Genomic DNA, 14,785 nt, shown 5'->3' with positions numbered 1-14,785 from the left:
GGGGAGGCGGGAGTGTCGGTGGGGGTGGGTGATCCGGTCCGGCCTCCTCCACTCCATGCCCTATGCACGCAATACGTCTACGCGCAGACCGGCCAATTCCGGCCGCACGGGGGCGTGCTGGGAGGCGTCGTGCGGACGCGGGCGGAGGGTGCCGTTCCGCCGCGGGCGGGTGCCGGATCAGTCCCGGCGGAGCAGGGTGTCGAGTACCGAGTCCAGGTAGGCGTCGCGGTCGGCCCCGCCGGGGAGGCTTCCGGGGACGGCGTGGCCCAGCTGGGCGTGGCCGAGATACGCCGTGTACGCGAGCAGGCCCCGCCGGCGGGCCTCGGCCTCGGGGAAGCCCGCCGCGGCGAACAGCTCGGCCACATGGCCGACGCGGCGGTCCGTCACCCGTCGCAGGGCCGCGGCCACGCGCGGGTCCGCGGCCGTGGCCAGCAGTGCGATCTCCAGCGGATCCTCGGCCGCCGTCGCGGTCGCGTACGCGAACAGGCCGCGCAGCCGCCGCTCCGGGTCGGGCTCGGCCGCCATCGCCGTGATCACCGCTTCGGTGCGCAGCTGCTCCCAGCGCTCCAGCGCCGCGTCGACCAGGGCCTCCCGGTTGGCGAAGTGCCAGTAGAAGCTGCCCTTCGTGGTGCCGAGGCGGGTGGCGATCGGCTCCACGGCCACCGCGGCCAGGCCGCCTTCGCCGATGGCCGCGAGGGCGGCCTCGGCCCAGTCCTGCGCGGTCAGGCGGCGGCGGGCGCCGCCGGGCTTCGTACGGTCCTCGGTTCGCTGTCGCGGCATGACCATACGCTACCGTACGGTCAAACATACGCAACCGTATGGAGGTGCCCGATGCGCACGGTCCGCGATGTCCACGCACGCACCGTCGGCGCTCCGGCCGAGACGGTCGGCGCCCTGCTCGACCGGCTGTCCGCCGACGACGACCCGCTCTTCCCGGTCCCCGGGTGGCCCGCCATGCGCTTCGACCGCCCGCTGGGCGTCGGCGCGACCGGCGGCCACGGCTTCGTCCGCTACCGGGTCACGGCGTACGAGCCCGGGCGCCGCGTCCGCTTCGACTTCCCCGACGGCGGCCACCACGCCGTCGAGGTCACCCCGCTCGACGCCGGGAGCTGCCGGGTGACCCACACCCTGGAGGACCGGCTCCGGGGCGCCAAGCGCGTGGCCTGGCCGCTGGCGATCCGATGGGTGCACGCCACCGTCGTCGAGGAAGTCCTCGACAACGTCGAGCGCGCGGCTACCGGCACCGTCCGCGCCCCGGCCCGCCGGTCGCCGTACGTCCGGTTCCTCAACCGGCTCCTGTGGGCACGCCCCACCGCCGTCCCTGTCCCTCCCGGTGCCCGGCTGGCCCGTACCGCCTTCGCACGCACGGACTTCCAGGACGCCTGGCAACTGCCGCTGCCACCCGGCATGCCGCGCGATCCGGTGGCCTGGAAGGACATGCTGCGCGGCGCGTTCCCCGAACAGGGCCGCGCCACGGCCGCGGACGGCGGGGAGCTGCTGCTCGGCAAGGACGCCCGCCACCTGGACTTCCGGGCGTCGATCCTGGTCGAGAGCCCGGCCGCGGGGGCGGACGGGCGCACCGCGGGCCACGGCGGCCGGGTGACGCTGAGCACCGTCGTACGGACCCACCACACCGGCGGGCGGCTCTACTTCGCGCTGGTCCGGCGCGTGCACCCCGTCCTCGCCCGTGCGATGCTCCGCCGTACGCACCGCCGGCTGGCGCTGGCCGCACCCAGCGCGGGGGAGCGCGAGTGGGCCGCGCGCGCCCCTCGGGCCGGGTACGGTCACCGGACACGGCCGTAACGGTGCCGGGCGGACGGGCGACACGAGAACGAGGGAGTACGACCGATGACCACGGGCGATACCTGGGCCCCGAGCAAGCAGGGCGGCGCCGCGCGGCCCGCCCTGATACCCGAGGCGTACGACCCGGCCGCGCTGCCGGCACCGCTGCCGGCGGACGGTCCGGCGGCGGTGTCGCTGTGGCTGGTGCGCACCGTGCCCGAAGCCGGGCTGCACGACACCGCGGTGCTGGACGCGGCCGAGCGCAAGCGCGCCGCCGCGTTCGTCCGGCCCGGCGACCGGGACACCTACGCCACCTCGCACGGCGCGCTGCGCCGCCTGCTCGGCGCGTACCTGGACCGCGACCCGGCCGCGCTGCGCTTCATCCGCGAGCCCTGCCCCTGCTGCGACGAGCAGCACGGACGGCCCGCGCTCGCCGGTGCCGGAATGCCGCTGCACTTCTCGCTCTCGCACACCGGCGACATGGCGCTGATCGGTTTCGCGCGCACGCCCGTGGGCGTGGACATCGAGAGGCTGGCGTCGCCCCGGACCGTGGCCGAGGTGTCGAGCATGCTGCACCCGCAGGAGCGCGCGACGCTGGACGCGCTGCCGGAGGCGGGGCGACCGGCCGCCTTCGCCCGCTGCTGGACCCGCAAGGAGGCGTGCCTGAAGGGCAAGGGCAGCGGCCTGGCGGGCGATCTGATGACGACGACGCTGGTCGGCGCGGGGCCGGTGCCGATTCCGGTGCCGGGGTGGGAGATGGCGGACGTGACGGTGCCGGACGGGTACGCGGCGGCCTGCGCGGTCCGTACGGCGGGCGGCGGGGCCTGACCGACCGCGCCCCTTTCGTTTAGCCGTTCTTGACTGACGCCGTACCGCACCGGATGCCAGACTTCGTGCATGACGCACGCACATTCGGGCGGTACGGCGGACGGCGGGGAGACCGGTACGGCTGACCTGGCCGTACGAGGCGGTACTTCCGCCACGGACGCGGTCTGGGCCGCTCTCGGCGGTGACCCGGCCCTGCCGGAACGGATCACGTACGGCGGCCCGTCCGGCGTGGCGGAGAACCCGCTCGCCTCCCGGCTCCCCGTCCTCCCGGCAGCCCGCTCGGCCGTCGCCGCCTGCGCGCTCGCCGCCGCCGAACTGACCGCCCGCCGCACCGGGCGCGCCGTACCGGACGTACGCGTGGACGACGGCGCGGTCGCCACCGCCTTCCGCAGCGAACGCCACCTGCGGATCGACGGCCGTGCCCCCTCGTCCTTCGCGCCGCTGTCGCGCTTCTGGCGGACCGCCGACGGCTGGGTCCGCACCCACGCCAACTACCCGCACCACCGCGCCCGGTTGCTCGCCGCGCTCGGCCTGCCCGGGAATGCGGACGCGGCGGATGTCGCGGCCGAACTCGCGGGGCGGCGCGCCGTGGAGGCCGAGGAGAGCGTGTACGCGGCAGGCGGGCTGGCCGTCGCCGTCCGCACGCCGGGCCAGTGGGCCGCCCACGAGCAGGGCGCCGCGGTGGCCGCACGGCCGCTGCTGACCCTGGAGGACATCGGCACCGGGGCCCCGCCACGCCGCCTCACCGCGCTCGGCGACGGCCCGGGCCCGCTGCTTCCGGCCGCCGGGCTACGGGTGCTGGACCTGACCCGGGTGATCGCCGGGCCGGTCGCCACCCGCACCCTCGCGCTCCTCGGCGCCGACGTCCTGCGCCTCGACGCGCCCCGGCTGCCGGAGAGCCCGGACGCCCACGCCGACACCGGCTCCGGCAAACGCTCGGCCACGCTCGACCTCGGTTCCCGTGCCGGCCGCGCGGCTTTCGCGGACCTCCTCGCCACCGCCGACGTGGTGGTCACCGGCTACCGGCCGGGCGCCCTGGACCGGTACGGCCTGGCGCCCGAGGCCCTGGCGGAACGCCGGCCGGGCCTGGTCGTCGCCCAGTTGTCCGCCTGGGGCGACCACGGGCCGTGGGGCGGGCGGCGCGGCTTCGACAGCCTGGTGCAGGCGGCCACCGGCATCGCCGTCGTCGAGGCGGACGCGGACGGCACCCCGGGCGCGCTGCCCGCCCAGGCTCTGGATCACGGCACGGGTTACCTGCTGGCCGCGGCGGTGCTGCGCTCCCTGGCCGAACAGTCGCGTACGGGCGGTACGCGGCTGGCCACCGTCGCCCTGGCGCGGACCGCCGCCTGGCTGCTCAACGAGGTGCCGGCCCCGCGCCCCGTCCCGCGGCCGACCGACACCGGCCCGTACGACTCCGCCCCCTACCTCACCGAAACCCCCAGCCCCCTCGGCACCCTCCGCCACGCCCTCCCACCCGTCGCCTTCGAGGGAGGCCCGCTCAACTGGCGCCGCCCGCCCGGGCACCTGGGGGCGGATGCCCCGGCCTGGGACGCCCGCTGACCCACGAGAGCCGGGACCACGAGCCGGGAACCACTGCCCCACAGGCCCGGAACCACTGCCCCACGGCTCGCGCACCCGGCCGGAATGTCTGGCGTGGCGGCTCGTCACTTCGTACGATCGGACGATGGGTGACGATCACTTTCTCGCCACCGGTCCGCGGGTCGGCATCCGGCACTTCACCGCGGCGGACCGGACGGAGTTCACGGCGCGGGCGCGCGAGAGCGTGCGGCTGCACCGGCCGTGGCTGTCGCCGCCGGTCACCGACGCGGCGTACGACGGCTACTTCGCCAAGCTGCAGGAGCCGACGCGCGAGGGGTTCCTGGTCTGCGAGCTGGAGTCCGGCCGGATCGCGGGCTTCCTGACGGTCAACAACATCGTGTACGCGGCCTTCCGCAGCGGCGCGGTCGGGTACGGCGTGTTCGCGCACGCCGCCGGGCGCGGCCTGATGAGCGAAGGGCTGCGGCTGGCCATGGGGTACGCCTTCGACGAGCTGGGGCTGCACCGCCTGGAGATCAACGTCCAGCCGGACAACGAACGCTCCGTCGCCCTCGCCCGGCGCGCCGGCTGCCGTCTTGAGGGATACTCACCCGACTTCCTGTTCATCGACGGCGCCTGGCGGGACCACGAACGCTGGGCGATCACGAGCGACATGTTCGAGGCGGCCTGATGACCGAGATCACCTTCCGGCACCCCGTCCCGGTGCTGCGCGTCTTCGACGTGCCCAAGGCACACGACTTCTACCTCGGCTACCTGGGCTGCGCCGTCGACTGGGAGCACCGCTTCGCGCCGGAGCTGCCGCTGTACACCCAGGTGTCCCGCGGCGGCCTGGTCCTGCACCTGTCCGAGCACCACGGCGACGGGACACCGGGCTCGGTGGTGTACGCGGAGCTGTCCGGCGTGCGCGCGCTGCACGCCGAACTGGCCGCCAAGGATTACCCGTTCCTCCGCCCCGGTCTGGAGAAGGACGACGAGATCGGGCTGACGCTGACCCTCACCGACCCGTTCGGGAACCAGCTGCGGTTCAACGAGCCGCCCGCGGAGTGAGCGGACCCCGGCCCCCGGGCCCGGGCGGGTCCCCGGAGATCAGCGGCCCTTCCGGTTGATCTTCATGGTGTCCATGTCGGTGGCCGAGGAGCGCAGGTCCCGGTAGCCGTATCCGGCCGCCGTGAGCGCCGCCTCCGCCTTCTCCTCGGCGAGGGCGGCGGCCAGCTCCTCGCCGTCCTCCGCGTCCGAGACGATCACGTACCGGTAGGTGAACGAACGCAGTGTGGTGTCGTAGACGAGGGAGCCCTCGGGCGTGAACCGGTGCTGTGCCAGGCCGTGCCGGTCCGCCTCGGCCAGCAGCTGTGCCCTGGCCCCGTCGGTCAGGCCGTCCCATCGGCCGCGCACGATCACCCGGTAGGTGTGCTGCGTCGCCATCGCCGTGTCCCTCGTTCCGTTTCCGTTCGTATCGATGCGCTTGCAACGGTACGGCACGGTGGCCGACCGCGCGTTCCCTTTTCCCGGCACCTTTCCGGCACTGCCCGGCACCCGGCGCGCCCGCTCGCCGCCACCCGGAAAACCGTTGCCCCGGCCTCCCCGATGCGGTGAGATGGCCGGATGCGCCGCATCGTGCTTCTGGACGCCCCCTCCAACCTCGGCCTGCGCCCGCCCGCGCCGGGCACCGTCCCCGGCTGCTACAAGCTGGCGGGCGCGCTGCGCGAGCAGGGCCTGCTGCGGCGGCTCGGCGCCCTCGAAGGCGGCGTCGTCGTGCCGCCCCGCTACGACTTGGGCGGCTGGCAGGAAGGCGACGGCGACTTCAACGCCGCCGCCATCGCGGACTACACGCGCCGGCTCGCCGCCCGCGTCGAGGCGCACGTGCGCGCGGGTGAGTTCCCGGTCCTGCTCGGCGGCGACTGCTCCATCCTGCTCGGTGCCGTCCTCGGCCTGCGGCGCACCGGCCGCTACGGTGTCGTATACCTCGACGGGCACGCCGACTTCCGGCACCCCGGAAACACCGGCCGCAACGGCCCCGTGGGCGCCGCGGCGGGCGAAGGCACCGCCCAGATCACCGGCCGCGGCCAGGCCGACCTGACCGCCATCGACGGCCTCGGCCCGTACGTACGCGACGAGGACCTGCACATCCTCGGCATCCGCGACGACGCCGACCGCCCCGAACTGACCGGCCTGGGCATCTCCCACCGCACGGCCTCCGAGGTCCGGGAGCAGGGACCGGCCACCGTCGCCCGCAAGGTGCTGCGCGACCTCCAGGACACCACGCCGGACGGTTTCTGGATCCACCTCGACGCGGACGTGCTCGACCCGTCCGTCATGCCCGCCGTCGACAGCCCCGACCCCGGCGGGCTGCTCACCTCCGAACTGCACGAGCTGCTGGCGCCATTGGCGGCCTCCCCGCGCTGCGTCGGGCTCGACCTCGCCATCTACGACCCTGACCTGGACCCCGAGGGCACCGGCGCCGCGCTCCTCGCCGGTCTCCTCGAAAGCGTCCTCGCCCAGCCCTGACCGACAGCTGGCCTCAATAGGCCCTGTTCAGGCGTGCGCCGACAGGGTTCCATGGTCAACAGGCGGCCACCGCACCCGAGGTGGCCCGGTACAACCATGCGAGGCAGCAGTGGCCACGAGTGTGCGACGCACGACCCTGACCCTTCCCGCGGCGCCCGTCGGCCCGGCCAGCCCGCTGCCCGCCGTACGGACCCCGGGCGACGTGCACCGCGTCGAGCTGTCCGAAGACCTGGACCTGCCGCCCGACATGGCCCGCCAGCTCCGCTACGCGCCGCTGGACTCGCTGCTGCCCGTGAGCATCCGCGACGGATACGGCCGGACCCGCTCCGACACCGCCCTCGACGCGCTGGTCATCGAGAACGACCGGCTGCGCGCCACCGTCCTGCCCGGCCTCGGCGGCCGTGTCCACTCCCTGCACCACAAGCCCACCGGCCGCGAACTGCTCTACCGCAACCCCGTCCTCCAACCTGCCAACTTTGCGCTCAACGGTGCCTGGTTCTCCGGCGGCATCGAATGGAACACCGGCGCCACCGGCCACACCGCCCTCTCCTGCGCCCCGGTGCACGCCGCGACCGTACCGGCGCCCGACGGCGGCGAGATGCTGCGCCTGTGGGAGTGGGAGCGCCTGCGCGACCTCCCCTTCCAGGTCGACCTCTGGCTCCCGGAGGGCTCCGACTTCCTGTACGTTGGCGTTCGCATCCGCAACCCGCACCTGAACGCGGCCCCCGCCTACTGGTGGTCCAACATCGCCGTACCGGAGGACGAGCACACCCGCGTCCTCGCCCCGGCGGACGCCGCCTGGCACTTCGGCTACGAACACCGGCTGCGCCGCGTCCCCGTCCCCGAGTCGGACGGCGCCGACCGCACGTACCCGCTGCGCAGCGAGTTCCCCGCCGACCACTTCTACGACATCCCGGACGGCGACCGCCGCTGGATCGCCTCGCTCGACGGCTCCGGCCACGGCCTGGTCCACACCTCCACCGACACCCTGCGCGGCCGCAAACTGTTCCTGTGGGGCGCGGGCCGCGCCGGGCGCCGCTGGCAGCAGTGGCTCACCGAGCCCGGCACCGGCGGCTACGCGGAGATCCAGGCGGGCCTGGCCCGTACGCAGCTGGAGCACGTACGGCTCGACGGCGGCGCGGAGTTCGCCTGGCTGGAGGCGTACGGGCCGCTCGCCGCCGACCCGGCCGCGGTGCACGGCACGGACTGGGCGGCGGCCCGGCGCGAGGTCGGCGACCGGCTCGAAGCGGCACTGCCGCGCGAGCGCGTCGACGCGGCCTTCGCCGCCTGGCGGCCGCACGCCGACCTCGAACCGAAGGAGACGTTGGCCACCGGCTCCGGTTGGGGCGCGCTGGAACGCGCCCGCACCGGCCACGACCTGCCCGGCACCCCGTTCGCCGAGTCCACCCTCGGCCCCGAGCAGCGCCCCTGGCTGGCGCTGCTGCACACCGGCGACTTCCCGCGCGAGGCCGGTGTGCCCACCGCGCCCCTGGTCTCCGCGCCCTGGCGCGACCTGCTGGAGTCCGCGCCGTCCGGACCGGCCACCGACTACCACCTCGGCATCGCCCAGTGGCACGCGGGCGACCGGGCCCAGGCCGTACGCAGCTGGGAGCGGGCCCTGGCCCACGGCGCGGACTGCCGGCCGCTGTACTGCCTCGCCGTCGCCGAGGAGGCCGCGGGGGAGACGGCGCGCGCGGCGCAGCGCTATGCCGAGGCGCTGGCCTGCGTACCGGACGATGAAGCGGAGGCGGAACCCGCCACGGAACCGGCGGAGCCCACCACGGAGGGGACGGAACCCGCCACGGCACCTGCGGAGCCCACCGCTCCGCTGCTTCCGGCCCTGGTCCGGGCCGCGGTCCCCGCACTACTCGCCGCCGGCCGGACCGACGAGGCCGCCGCCGCCCTCGACCGCCTCCCGGCAGCCGCCCGTACGAACGGCCGCTTCGCCCTGCTCGCCGCCCAGGTGTCCCTGGCCCGGGGCGACGCCCCGGCCGCCCGGGCCGTCTTCGACCGCGGCTTCGAGGTCCCCGATCTCCGCGAGGGCGACGAGATCATCGGCGACACCTGGTACGCCATCGCGGACCGGCTCACCGCGGGCACCGGCCCGGTGACCGCCGCCGTCCAGGCCGAGGCCCGCGCGCAACACCCGCTTCCGGAGCGCTACGAATTCCGGATGCGAGAGGTGTGAGGCACCGCCCCGACGGCCCGCCGAGCCCCTGACCCTTCAGCCTGATCCTTTAGGGTGAGATCACCGCGGCGGCAGTCACCGCACCACCCGCCGCCCGAACATCAACCATGCTGAAATGTACGGAAGTACGGGGGTCTCCATGTCTTCTCTCAAGTCCCTGGTCCGCTCCGCGGGCGTGCTGACCGCGGCCGGCTGTCTCGGCTTCACGGTCATGTCCGCGCCCGCGCAGGCCGCGAGCGGCGCATGCGAGCAGAACCACGTCTGCCTCTGGTCCGGGAAGAACTTCACGGGCAAGTCCGGCAAGATCGCCGCACAGCCCGGCAAGTGCTACAACGGCCGTTCCGTGGCGGCGCAGTCGATGAACAACAACACCCGCTACTTCCTGCGCACGTTCCCCAAGACGAACTGCAAGGGCCACGGCTGGACGATGAACTGGGGCACCAAGTCCAACGACCTCCCCCAGGGCGTCATGAGCTTCATGCCCGTCAAGTGAGATAGCCGGTAACCGCTGCCCGGCGGCGCGCGCAAAAGCCGCGTGCCGCTGGGCGCACGGTGTCCGACACTGACGCGATGGACCAACTCGCGCAGACCACCGGACTCCTCAGCGACACCCTCGGCCCGGACCTCCTCGGCACCTACCTCCACGGCTCCGCCGTGCTCGGCGGCCTCGCCCCGGCCAGCGACCTGGACGTGCTGGCCGTCACGCGGCGAAGCCTGGACGACCGGCAGCGCCGCGCGCTCCTCGCGGGCCTGCTGGAGATCTCCGGCCGCACGGCCACGGTCCGGCCGGTCGAACTCACCGTCGTCGTACGGTCCGAGATCCGCCCCTGGCGATTTCCGCCGACCGGAGACTTCCTGTACGGCGAGTGGCTGCGCGACACACTCCGGGCGAGCGGGCCCCCGGCGCCCGGCCCCATGCCGGATCTGGCCCTGGTCCTCACGATGGCACTGAGGGGCGACCATCCCCTCACCGGCCCGCCGCCCGCCGGACTCCTCCCCCCGGTCCCGCACGCCGACCTCGTCCGGGCGAGCGTCGAAGGCATCCCCGAACTCCTCGCCGACCTGGCCGACGACACCCGCAACGTGCTCCTGACCCTGGCCCGCATCTGGACCACCCTCGCCACCGGCGACCTCGCCCCCAAACACACCGCCGCCGACTGGGCCCTGCCCCACCTCCCCGCCCAACACCGCCCTGTCCTCCGGCACGCCCGGCACCTGTACGTCACGAGCCTTTACGAAGATGAGTTCTGGCCGCGTGTGCTGCGGGAGCAGGTGCGTCCCTGCGCGGACGAGATGCTTGTCCGCATCGATGATCTGCGGCGGCGGGGGTGAAGCGGGCCGTAAGCCGGCCCCCCGAGACATACTGGCGCTCCCGAGGCACCCCCTGGACACTGGTCATGTTGAATCCGCCTGTTGAAAGGGGGCCGTGGTGGAGCATCGGCAGGAGCAGAACGGGCAGGTCGGCGGGGACTTCGCGAGTCCGGGGGAGCCGGGGAGCCCGATGCCGGAGGACGATTCGCCGCCGGAGCACGAGGACGACGAGTAGCGCGGCGCGGTAGCGGCATGGTGGACGCGGTGGCGTTGCGGCAGGAGTGCGTGGCGGCGATCGACGGGTACGGCGGCGGCTACTTCCACGAGCGGGACTGGCTGCGGGCGGCGTTCCTGGAGGTGCCGCGCGAGCACTTCGTACCGGACCGGGTGTGGTGGCCCAACCGGAAGGACGGGCACTATCCGCTGCTGGACCGCACGGAACGGCCGCGGCAGTGGCTCAAGGCCGTCTACCGCCCGCTCGCCGCGCTGATCACGCAGATCGACGACGGGCGGGTGCGGCCCGAGGACGGGCCGGCCGCCGACGGGTGCTTCACCAGTTCCATCTCGTGCAGCGCGGTCATCGTCGACATGCTGCACCACCTGGACCCGCAGCCGCACGAGAGGGTGCTGGAGATAGGTACGGGCAGTGGCTATACGACCGCCCTGCTGGCGCACCGGGTCGGCGCCCCCAACGTCGTCACCGTGGAGATCGACCACGGCCTGGCGCGGCGGGCCGCCGGCAATCTCGGCGCGCTCGGCCTGGACCCGCACACCGTGGTCGGCGACGGCGAAGGCGGCTACGCCGCGGCCGCTCCGTACGACCGGATCCTGTCCACGGCCGCGGTCCGCCACGTACCGGCCGCCTGGCCCCGGCAGGTACGCGCCGGCGGGGTGATCGTCACCCCGCTGGACACCCCGTACAACACCGACGCCCTGCTCAAACTCGTCTGCGACGGGCACGGCAACGCCACCGGCCATCTCATCAAACCCGTCACCTTCATGAAGACGCGCGCCCAACGGCCCCGCCGCTCCTACGGGGAGCTGGGCTGGCCGGGGTGGGCCGAGCACCGGGTGACCGTCGGCGCGGACGGGCAGCGCATCCACACGGAAGGGCCGTGAGCGGCCGCAGATGCGGCGGAAGGGCCGTGCGCGGCCGGACACGCGCCCCGTATGGCCCGGTGTGGCTGGGCGGCACGGCGGCGAAAGGTGCCTAGGGTGCGGTCATGCCGACCCGTACCGACCACCGGCTGCACACCGTCCCCCTGCGTCACGTCCTCGGCGGCCTGCGGGCGGGCGGCCCGCTGGGGCTGATGGAACGTACCGGGCAGCAGTCACAGGGCGCGCTGACCCGGCTGGACCTGGGCGTCTTCCGGCCCTTCCTGGTCACCCACCCCGACCACCTGCGGCACGTCCTGCGCGACCACGGTGCGAACTACCGCCGGGGTACGGCGATGTGGAAGGCGATGGGGCGGCTGACGGGGCTGGGGATCGCGGGCGAGGGGCCGCGGTGGCGGGCCAGCCGTGAGCTGTGGTGCAAAGGGCTGACGGGCGGTGCGCACGCCTTCGCCGACGGCACGGCCGCCTCGGTCGCCGGGGCGGTGGCGGACCTGGAGCGGCGGGTGGCGGCGGGCGCGACGGTGGACGCGCTGACGGAGATGACCCGCGTCGTGCTCCGGATCGTGAATCCGGCGTTCTTCGGCTCGCGCATCCCGCAGCGGCAGTGCGACCGGCTCGCCGCCGCGGTCGCCGTCGCGTTCGACTCGCTGCTGTGGCGCATGGCTCTGCCCTTCGTACCGCTCGCCGTACCGATGCCGGGCGACCGCGCCTTCACCCGTGCCACCCGCACGGTCAACGACATCCTGCTGCCGCTGGTCCGCCGGGCGCGGCACGACCGTCGCGGCGGCCCGGACCTGATGAGCGCGCTGCTCGACGGGACCGACGCCGACGGTCGCGCGCTGGACGACGAGCATGTGGCGCAGGACATCGTGGCCCTGTTCGTGGCGGGGTCGGAGTCCAGCGCCCTGACCCTGACCTGGGCCTGGGTCGCCCTCGCGGGGCACCCCGACATCGCGGCGGAGGTACGCCGCGAGGCCGACGCGGTGCTCGGCGGCGGGCCGCCCCGGCGCGAACACGCCCGCCACCTGGTGCTCACCCGGAGGGTGCTGGCCGAGGTCTGCCGCCTGTACGCGATGGCGTGGGCGGTGCCGCGGACGGCCGCCGCCGAGGACGTCATCGACGGGGTGACCGTTCCGGCCGGCGCGACGGTGGTGCTCTCGCCCTATCTGACCCACCGCCTGCCCGGCTTCTGGGAGCGCCCGCTGCGCTTCGACCCCGACCGCTTCACCGACGAGCGCGTACGCGGCCGGCACCCACTGGCGTATCTGCCCTTCGGCGACGGGCCCCACCGGTGCGTCGGCCAGTCGTTCTTCTTCCAGCAGGCGGCCCTCGTCGTGGCCACGATGATGAGCCGGTTCCGTATCGCCGTGCCGACGCGGGCCGAGCCCCGGGCCGCGGTCGCGCTGCGCCCGCGGGGCCGCGTCGATCTGACGCTCACTCCGCGCCGATGACGGTGTGAGGGCTCAGAACCGGTCCCACCACCAGGCGATGGACGGGATCGGCGGCGGTGCGTCGGCCCGCGGTGCGGCCTGGGTGAAGGAGCCGGTGGTACGGACGGCTCCGGGGTGCCGGCCGTCGGGATCGGTGTACCGCCCGGCGCGCAGACCCCATTCGAGGTTGCCGCGGATCAGGTGGGAGAGGTGCCCGAGGTAGTGCCGCAGCGGCTCCCCGGCCCCGGGCAGCACCTGGTCACGCAGCCGTACGAAGCGCAGGGTGAGCCGGTTGCACAGGTCCACGGCCGCGGCCGTCGCCGCTTCGAGGCCCAGGCCGTGTTCGGCGGCCAGGATGTCGACGAGGTTCAGCCGGCAGCGCGCGGGCCGGGGCGCACGGGCGGCCAGCCAGCGTTCCTTGCCGTAGGAGAAGAGGTCGTCGTCGAAGGCCGCCGTGGTGAAGGCCAGTTCGCTCAGCGCGCGCACCACGGGCGCGTCCATCTCGGCGCCGGGTATCTCCGTACCGTCGACGATCTCCATCCAGCTGGTGGTCGCCGTACCGGCCGCGGTGTGCTGGCGCAGGTGGGCGTAGTCGTCGAGGGACGGCGTACGGCCGCCCAGCCGGCAGCCGAACTCCCACAGTACGGCGAGGAACCACGCGCGGTGCCCGTCCACCATGCGCCTCACCTGCACCGCCGTGCCTTCGGCGCGGCAGCGCGCCGCCAGGTCGCCCGCCGCCCGGAGGAACGGGTCCCCGGTGCCGCCCGGTACGGTCCCCGGCGCCTCCAGCACCCGCAGCAGGCGGGTGGCGAAGTCCGTGAAGTCCCCGGCGCGCAGGCTGGCGGGTCCCTCGTCGCAGTGCAGGTCGTCGAAGGCGAACATCAGCGCGCACCAGTCCACCGCGAGCTGGAGGCGGCCGGCCGGTGCCCGCGGCATGATCCGGCCGTAGAAGCCGCCGACGTCGTTGCCGGTCATCCGCACCCGCTGCGCACCGTCCCGGCACAGGCCGTACCCGTTCAGCCAGAGCGCCGCGCGCGCGTTCAGCCGGGCGGCGTCGGGATGTACGGCGCTGGGCAGCGGGCAGTACCGCGGGGGGAGCGCGACGTGGATCCGGTCCGCGGTGGCCTGTTCGCGGAGGCCCGTGGCGGCCGGCGCCAGTACGCCGCCCCCGGGGCCCGTCACGGCAACAGGGCGCGGGAGAGCGCCTTCGCCGCCTGGGCCACGTCACCCTGGGCGGTGGCGTCGAACACCGTGCCCTCGGCGGGCAGCGGGCTGCTGCCGAAGCCGTCCTTGAGCGCGTTGTTCCCGCCCGCGCCCAGGTTCAGGGCCGCGGCGCCCTGTGCCGAGCCCTTGCTGAGGTCGACCTTGGTCTTGTCGGCCTGGAAGGCGAAGCCGAAGAGTTCCACCGACTGCTGCCGGGCCCGGCCGGCCTTGTTGCCCTCGGTGGCGGCCGTCCCGTTCGCCTTGTGCGAGCCGAAGTCGAACGCCACGTCCGAGAAGGTCACGCTCCGGCCGCCCTTCCGGAAGACGAGGCCGCCGTCGGCCGGTACGGACCCTGTGCTCAGGTCCAGCGCGAACTCCCCCTTGCTGATCGGCAGCCGCACACACCGACGCCCGCCGGAATCGATGATCGTCCCCGGGCTCTTCGCCTCCAGGGTCACGCCCTGGTCGGCCAGCGCTTTGGTGGCCGCGGGCGTCGGACACAGCTCCGTCTCCGCCTTGCCGATCTTCACCGTGGGAGCGGGCAGCACGCTCGGGGACACTCCGGCCGCCGCGCCGGCCCAGGACAGGACGCAGCCCGAGGCGGCCAGCGCACCGACGGGCACGGCGATACGTATCCAGCGTGGCAAGGGCATGACCGGCTCCTGTCGACGGCGGTGACCCCAGTGGTCCACCGCTTCGCTGACCGGCCTCCGCCCCCGTACGGGCCGGCCTCCTTCCACGCGAACACACCGCCCGCACCGGGACGACCGCGCGCGGGCCACTCGGGTGACACGAGCGCCGGGGACCAAGGCGGGTGCGGGGGCCGCTGAACGCCGAACGGCTGCCGTGGCCGGTGCCGGCGGGT

The 14,785-nt window shown here is 74.5% G+C and carries 15 protein-coding genes; 11 read left to right on the top strand and 4 right to left on the bottom strand.

What is annotated here, in order from left to right; translation table 11 throughout:
- Positions 1 to 177 precede the first annotated feature (177 nt).
- Positions 178 to 786, bottom strand: a complete 609-nt coding sequence (locus IH45_RS0115260; protein ID WP_030667237.1) for a TetR/AcrR family transcriptional regulator — start codon at positions 784 to 786, stop codon at positions 178 to 180.
- A gap of 45 nt (positions 787 to 831) precedes the next feature.
- Here IH45_RS0115260 and IH45_RS0115255 point away from each other — a divergent pair, with 45 nt between their 5' ends.
- The 5 genes from IH45_RS0115255 (at position 832) to IH45_RS0115235 (ending at position 5,214) form a co-directional block, all read left to right on the top strand.
- On the top strand, positions 832 to 1,803 hold the full coding sequence (locus IH45_RS0115255; protein WP_030667235.1) for a DUF2867 domain-containing protein: 972 nt from the start codon (positions 832 to 834) through the stop codon (positions 1,801 to 1,803).
- 45 nt (positions 1,804 to 1,848) lie between these two features.
- Complete coding sequence (locus IH45_RS0115250) at positions 1,849 to 2,610, top strand: 4'-phosphopantetheinyl transferase family protein (RefSeq protein WP_030667233.1); 762 nt, start codon at positions 1,849 to 1,851, stop codon at positions 2,608 to 2,610.
- Between the two features lie 69 nt (positions 2,611 to 2,679).
- The gene (locus tag IH45_RS0115245) at positions 2,680 to 4,170 is read left to right on the top strand and encodes a CoA transferase (protein ID WP_030667231.1); all 1,491 of its coding nucleotides are present in this window, start codon (positions 2,680 to 2,682) and stop codon (positions 4,168 to 4,170) included.
- 124 nt (positions 4,171 to 4,294) lie between these two features.
- On the top strand, positions 4,295 to 4,837 hold the full coding sequence (locus IH45_RS0115240) for a GNAT family N-acetyltransferase (RefSeq protein ID WP_030667228.1): 543 nt from the start codon (positions 4,295 to 4,297) through the stop codon (positions 4,835 to 4,837).
- Entirely contained in the window at positions 4,837 to 5,214 is a 378-nt protein-coding gene (locus IH45_RS0115235; protein ID WP_030667226.1) for a glyoxalase superfamily protein, read from the top strand. The genes IH45_RS0115240 and IH45_RS0115235 overlap by 1 nt, the downstream gene beginning before the upstream one ends.
- Positions 5,215 to 5,253: 39 nt before the next feature.
- Here IH45_RS0115235 and IH45_RS0115230 read toward each other — a convergent pair whose 3' ends face one another.
- Positions 5,254 to 5,589: a DUF6204 family protein gene (locus IH45_RS0115230; RefSeq protein ID WP_030667225.1), complete on the bottom strand. Its 336-nt coding sequence runs from the start codon at positions 5,587 to 5,589 to the stop codon at positions 5,254 to 5,256.
- A 180-nt stretch (positions 5,590 to 5,769) separates the two neighbouring features.
- Between IH45_RS0115230 and IH45_RS0115225 the strand changes: the two genes are divergently transcribed.
- The 6 genes from IH45_RS0115225 (at position 5,770) to IH45_RS0115195 (ending at position 12,738) form a co-directional block, all read left to right on the top strand.
- A complete protein-coding gene (locus IH45_RS0115225; protein WP_030667222.1) occupies positions 5,770 to 6,672 on the top strand; it encodes an arginase family protein in 903 nt (300 codons plus the stop codon).
- Between the two features lie 121 nt (positions 6,673 to 6,793).
- Entirely contained in the window at positions 6,794 to 8,860 is a 2,067-nt protein-coding gene (locus IH45_RS0115220) for a DUF5107 domain-containing protein (protein ID WP_078897583.1), read from the top strand.
- Between the two features lie 139 nt (positions 8,861 to 8,999).
- Complete coding sequence (locus IH45_RS0115215; RefSeq protein WP_030667218.1) at positions 9,000 to 9,353, top strand: peptidase inhibitor family I36 protein; 354 nt, start codon at positions 9,000 to 9,002, stop codon at positions 9,351 to 9,353.
- A 77-nt stretch (positions 9,354 to 9,430) separates the two neighbouring features.
- Complete coding sequence (locus IH45_RS0115210; RefSeq protein ID WP_030667216.1) at positions 9,431 to 10,192, top strand: aminoglycoside adenylyltransferase family protein; 762 nt, start codon at positions 9,431 to 9,433, stop codon at positions 10,190 to 10,192.
- A gap of 231 nt (positions 10,193 to 10,423) precedes the next feature.
- Positions 10,424 to 11,290 (top strand): protein-L-isoaspartate O-methyltransferase family protein, encoded by an 867-nt coding sequence (locus IH45_RS0115200; RefSeq protein WP_030667215.1) that lies wholly within the window; start codon positions 10,424 to 10,426, stop codon positions 11,288 to 11,290.
- A 104-nt stretch (positions 11,291 to 11,394) separates the two neighbouring features.
- On the top strand, positions 11,395 to 12,738 hold the full coding sequence (locus IH45_RS0115195; protein ID WP_032917513.1) for a cytochrome P450: 1,344 nt from the start codon (positions 11,395 to 11,397) through the stop codon (positions 12,736 to 12,738).
- Between the two features lie 12 nt (positions 12,739 to 12,750).
- On the opposite strand, the gene IH45_RS0115190 is transcribed toward IH45_RS0115195, so the two are convergent.
- Both IH45_RS0115190 and IH45_RS0115185 read right to left on the bottom strand, forming a co-directional pair.
- Positions 12,751 to 13,899 (bottom strand): terpene synthase family protein, encoded by a 1,149-nt coding sequence (locus IH45_RS0115190; RefSeq protein ID WP_078897581.1) that lies wholly within the window; start codon positions 13,897 to 13,899, stop codon positions 12,751 to 12,753.
- On the bottom strand, positions 13,896 to 14,573 hold the full coding sequence (locus tag IH45_RS0115185) for a hypothetical protein (protein WP_030667209.1): 678 nt from the start codon (positions 14,571 to 14,573) through the stop codon (positions 13,896 to 13,898). Before IH45_RS0115185 ends, IH45_RS0115190 begins: the two co-directional genes overlap by 4 nt.
- Positions 14,574 to 14,785: the final 212 nt, after the last annotated feature.

The organism is Streptomyces rimosus subsp. rimosus, assembly GCF_000720725.1.
In the GTDB taxonomy this organism is placed as follows: Bacteria; Actinomycetota; Actinomycetes; order Streptomycetales; family Streptomycetaceae; genus Streptomyces; species Streptomyces rimosus_A.
This window is presented reverse-complemented; position numbering and strand designations above follow the sequence as displayed.

Coding starts and splice junctions, on each gene's coding strand:
- IH45_RS0115260 (WP_030667237.1), bottom strand. CDS start 786: ATGGTCATGCCGCGACAGCGAACCGAGGACCGTACGAAGCCCGGCGGC.
- IH45_RS0115255 (WP_030667235.1), top strand. CDS start 832: ATGCGCACGGTCCGCGATGTCCACGCACGCACCGTCGGCGCTCCGGCC.
- IH45_RS0115250 (WP_030667233.1), top strand. CDS start 1,849: ATGACCACGGGCGATACCTGGGCCCCGAGCAAGCAGGGCGGCGCCGCG.
- IH45_RS0115245 (WP_030667231.1), top strand. CDS start 2,680: ATGACGCACGCACATTCGGGCGGTACGGCGGACGGCGGGGAGACCGGT.
- IH45_RS0115240 (WP_030667228.1), top strand. CDS start 4,295: ATGGGTGACGATCACTTTCTCGCCACCGGTCCGCGGGTCGGCATCCGG.
- IH45_RS0115235 (WP_030667226.1), top strand. CDS start 4,837: ATGACCGAGATCACCTTCCGGCACCCCGTCCCGGTGCTGCGCGTCTTC.
- IH45_RS0115230 (WP_030667225.1), bottom strand. CDS start 5,589: ATGGCGACGCAGCACACCTACCGGGTGATCGTGCGCGGCCGATGGGAC.
- IH45_RS0115225 (WP_030667222.1), top strand. CDS start 5,770: ATGCGCCGCATCGTGCTTCTGGACGCCCCCTCCAACCTCGGCCTGCGC.
- IH45_RS0115215 (WP_030667218.1), top strand. CDS start 9,000: ATGTCTTCTCTCAAGTCCCTGGTCCGCTCCGCGGGCGTGCTGACCGCG.
- IH45_RS0115210 (WP_030667216.1), top strand. CDS start 9,431: ATGGACCAACTCGCGCAGACCACCGGACTCCTCAGCGACACCCTCGGC.
- IH45_RS0115200 (WP_030667215.1), top strand. CDS start 10,424: ATGGTGGACGCGGTGGCGTTGCGGCAGGAGTGCGTGGCGGCGATCGAC.
- IH45_RS0115195 (WP_032917513.1), top strand. CDS start 11,395: ATGCCGACCCGTACCGACCACCGGCTGCACACCGTCCCCCTGCGTCAC.
- IH45_RS0115185 (WP_030667209.1), bottom strand. CDS start 14,573: ATGCCCTTGCCACGCTGGATACGTATCGCCGTGCCCGTCGGTGCGCTG.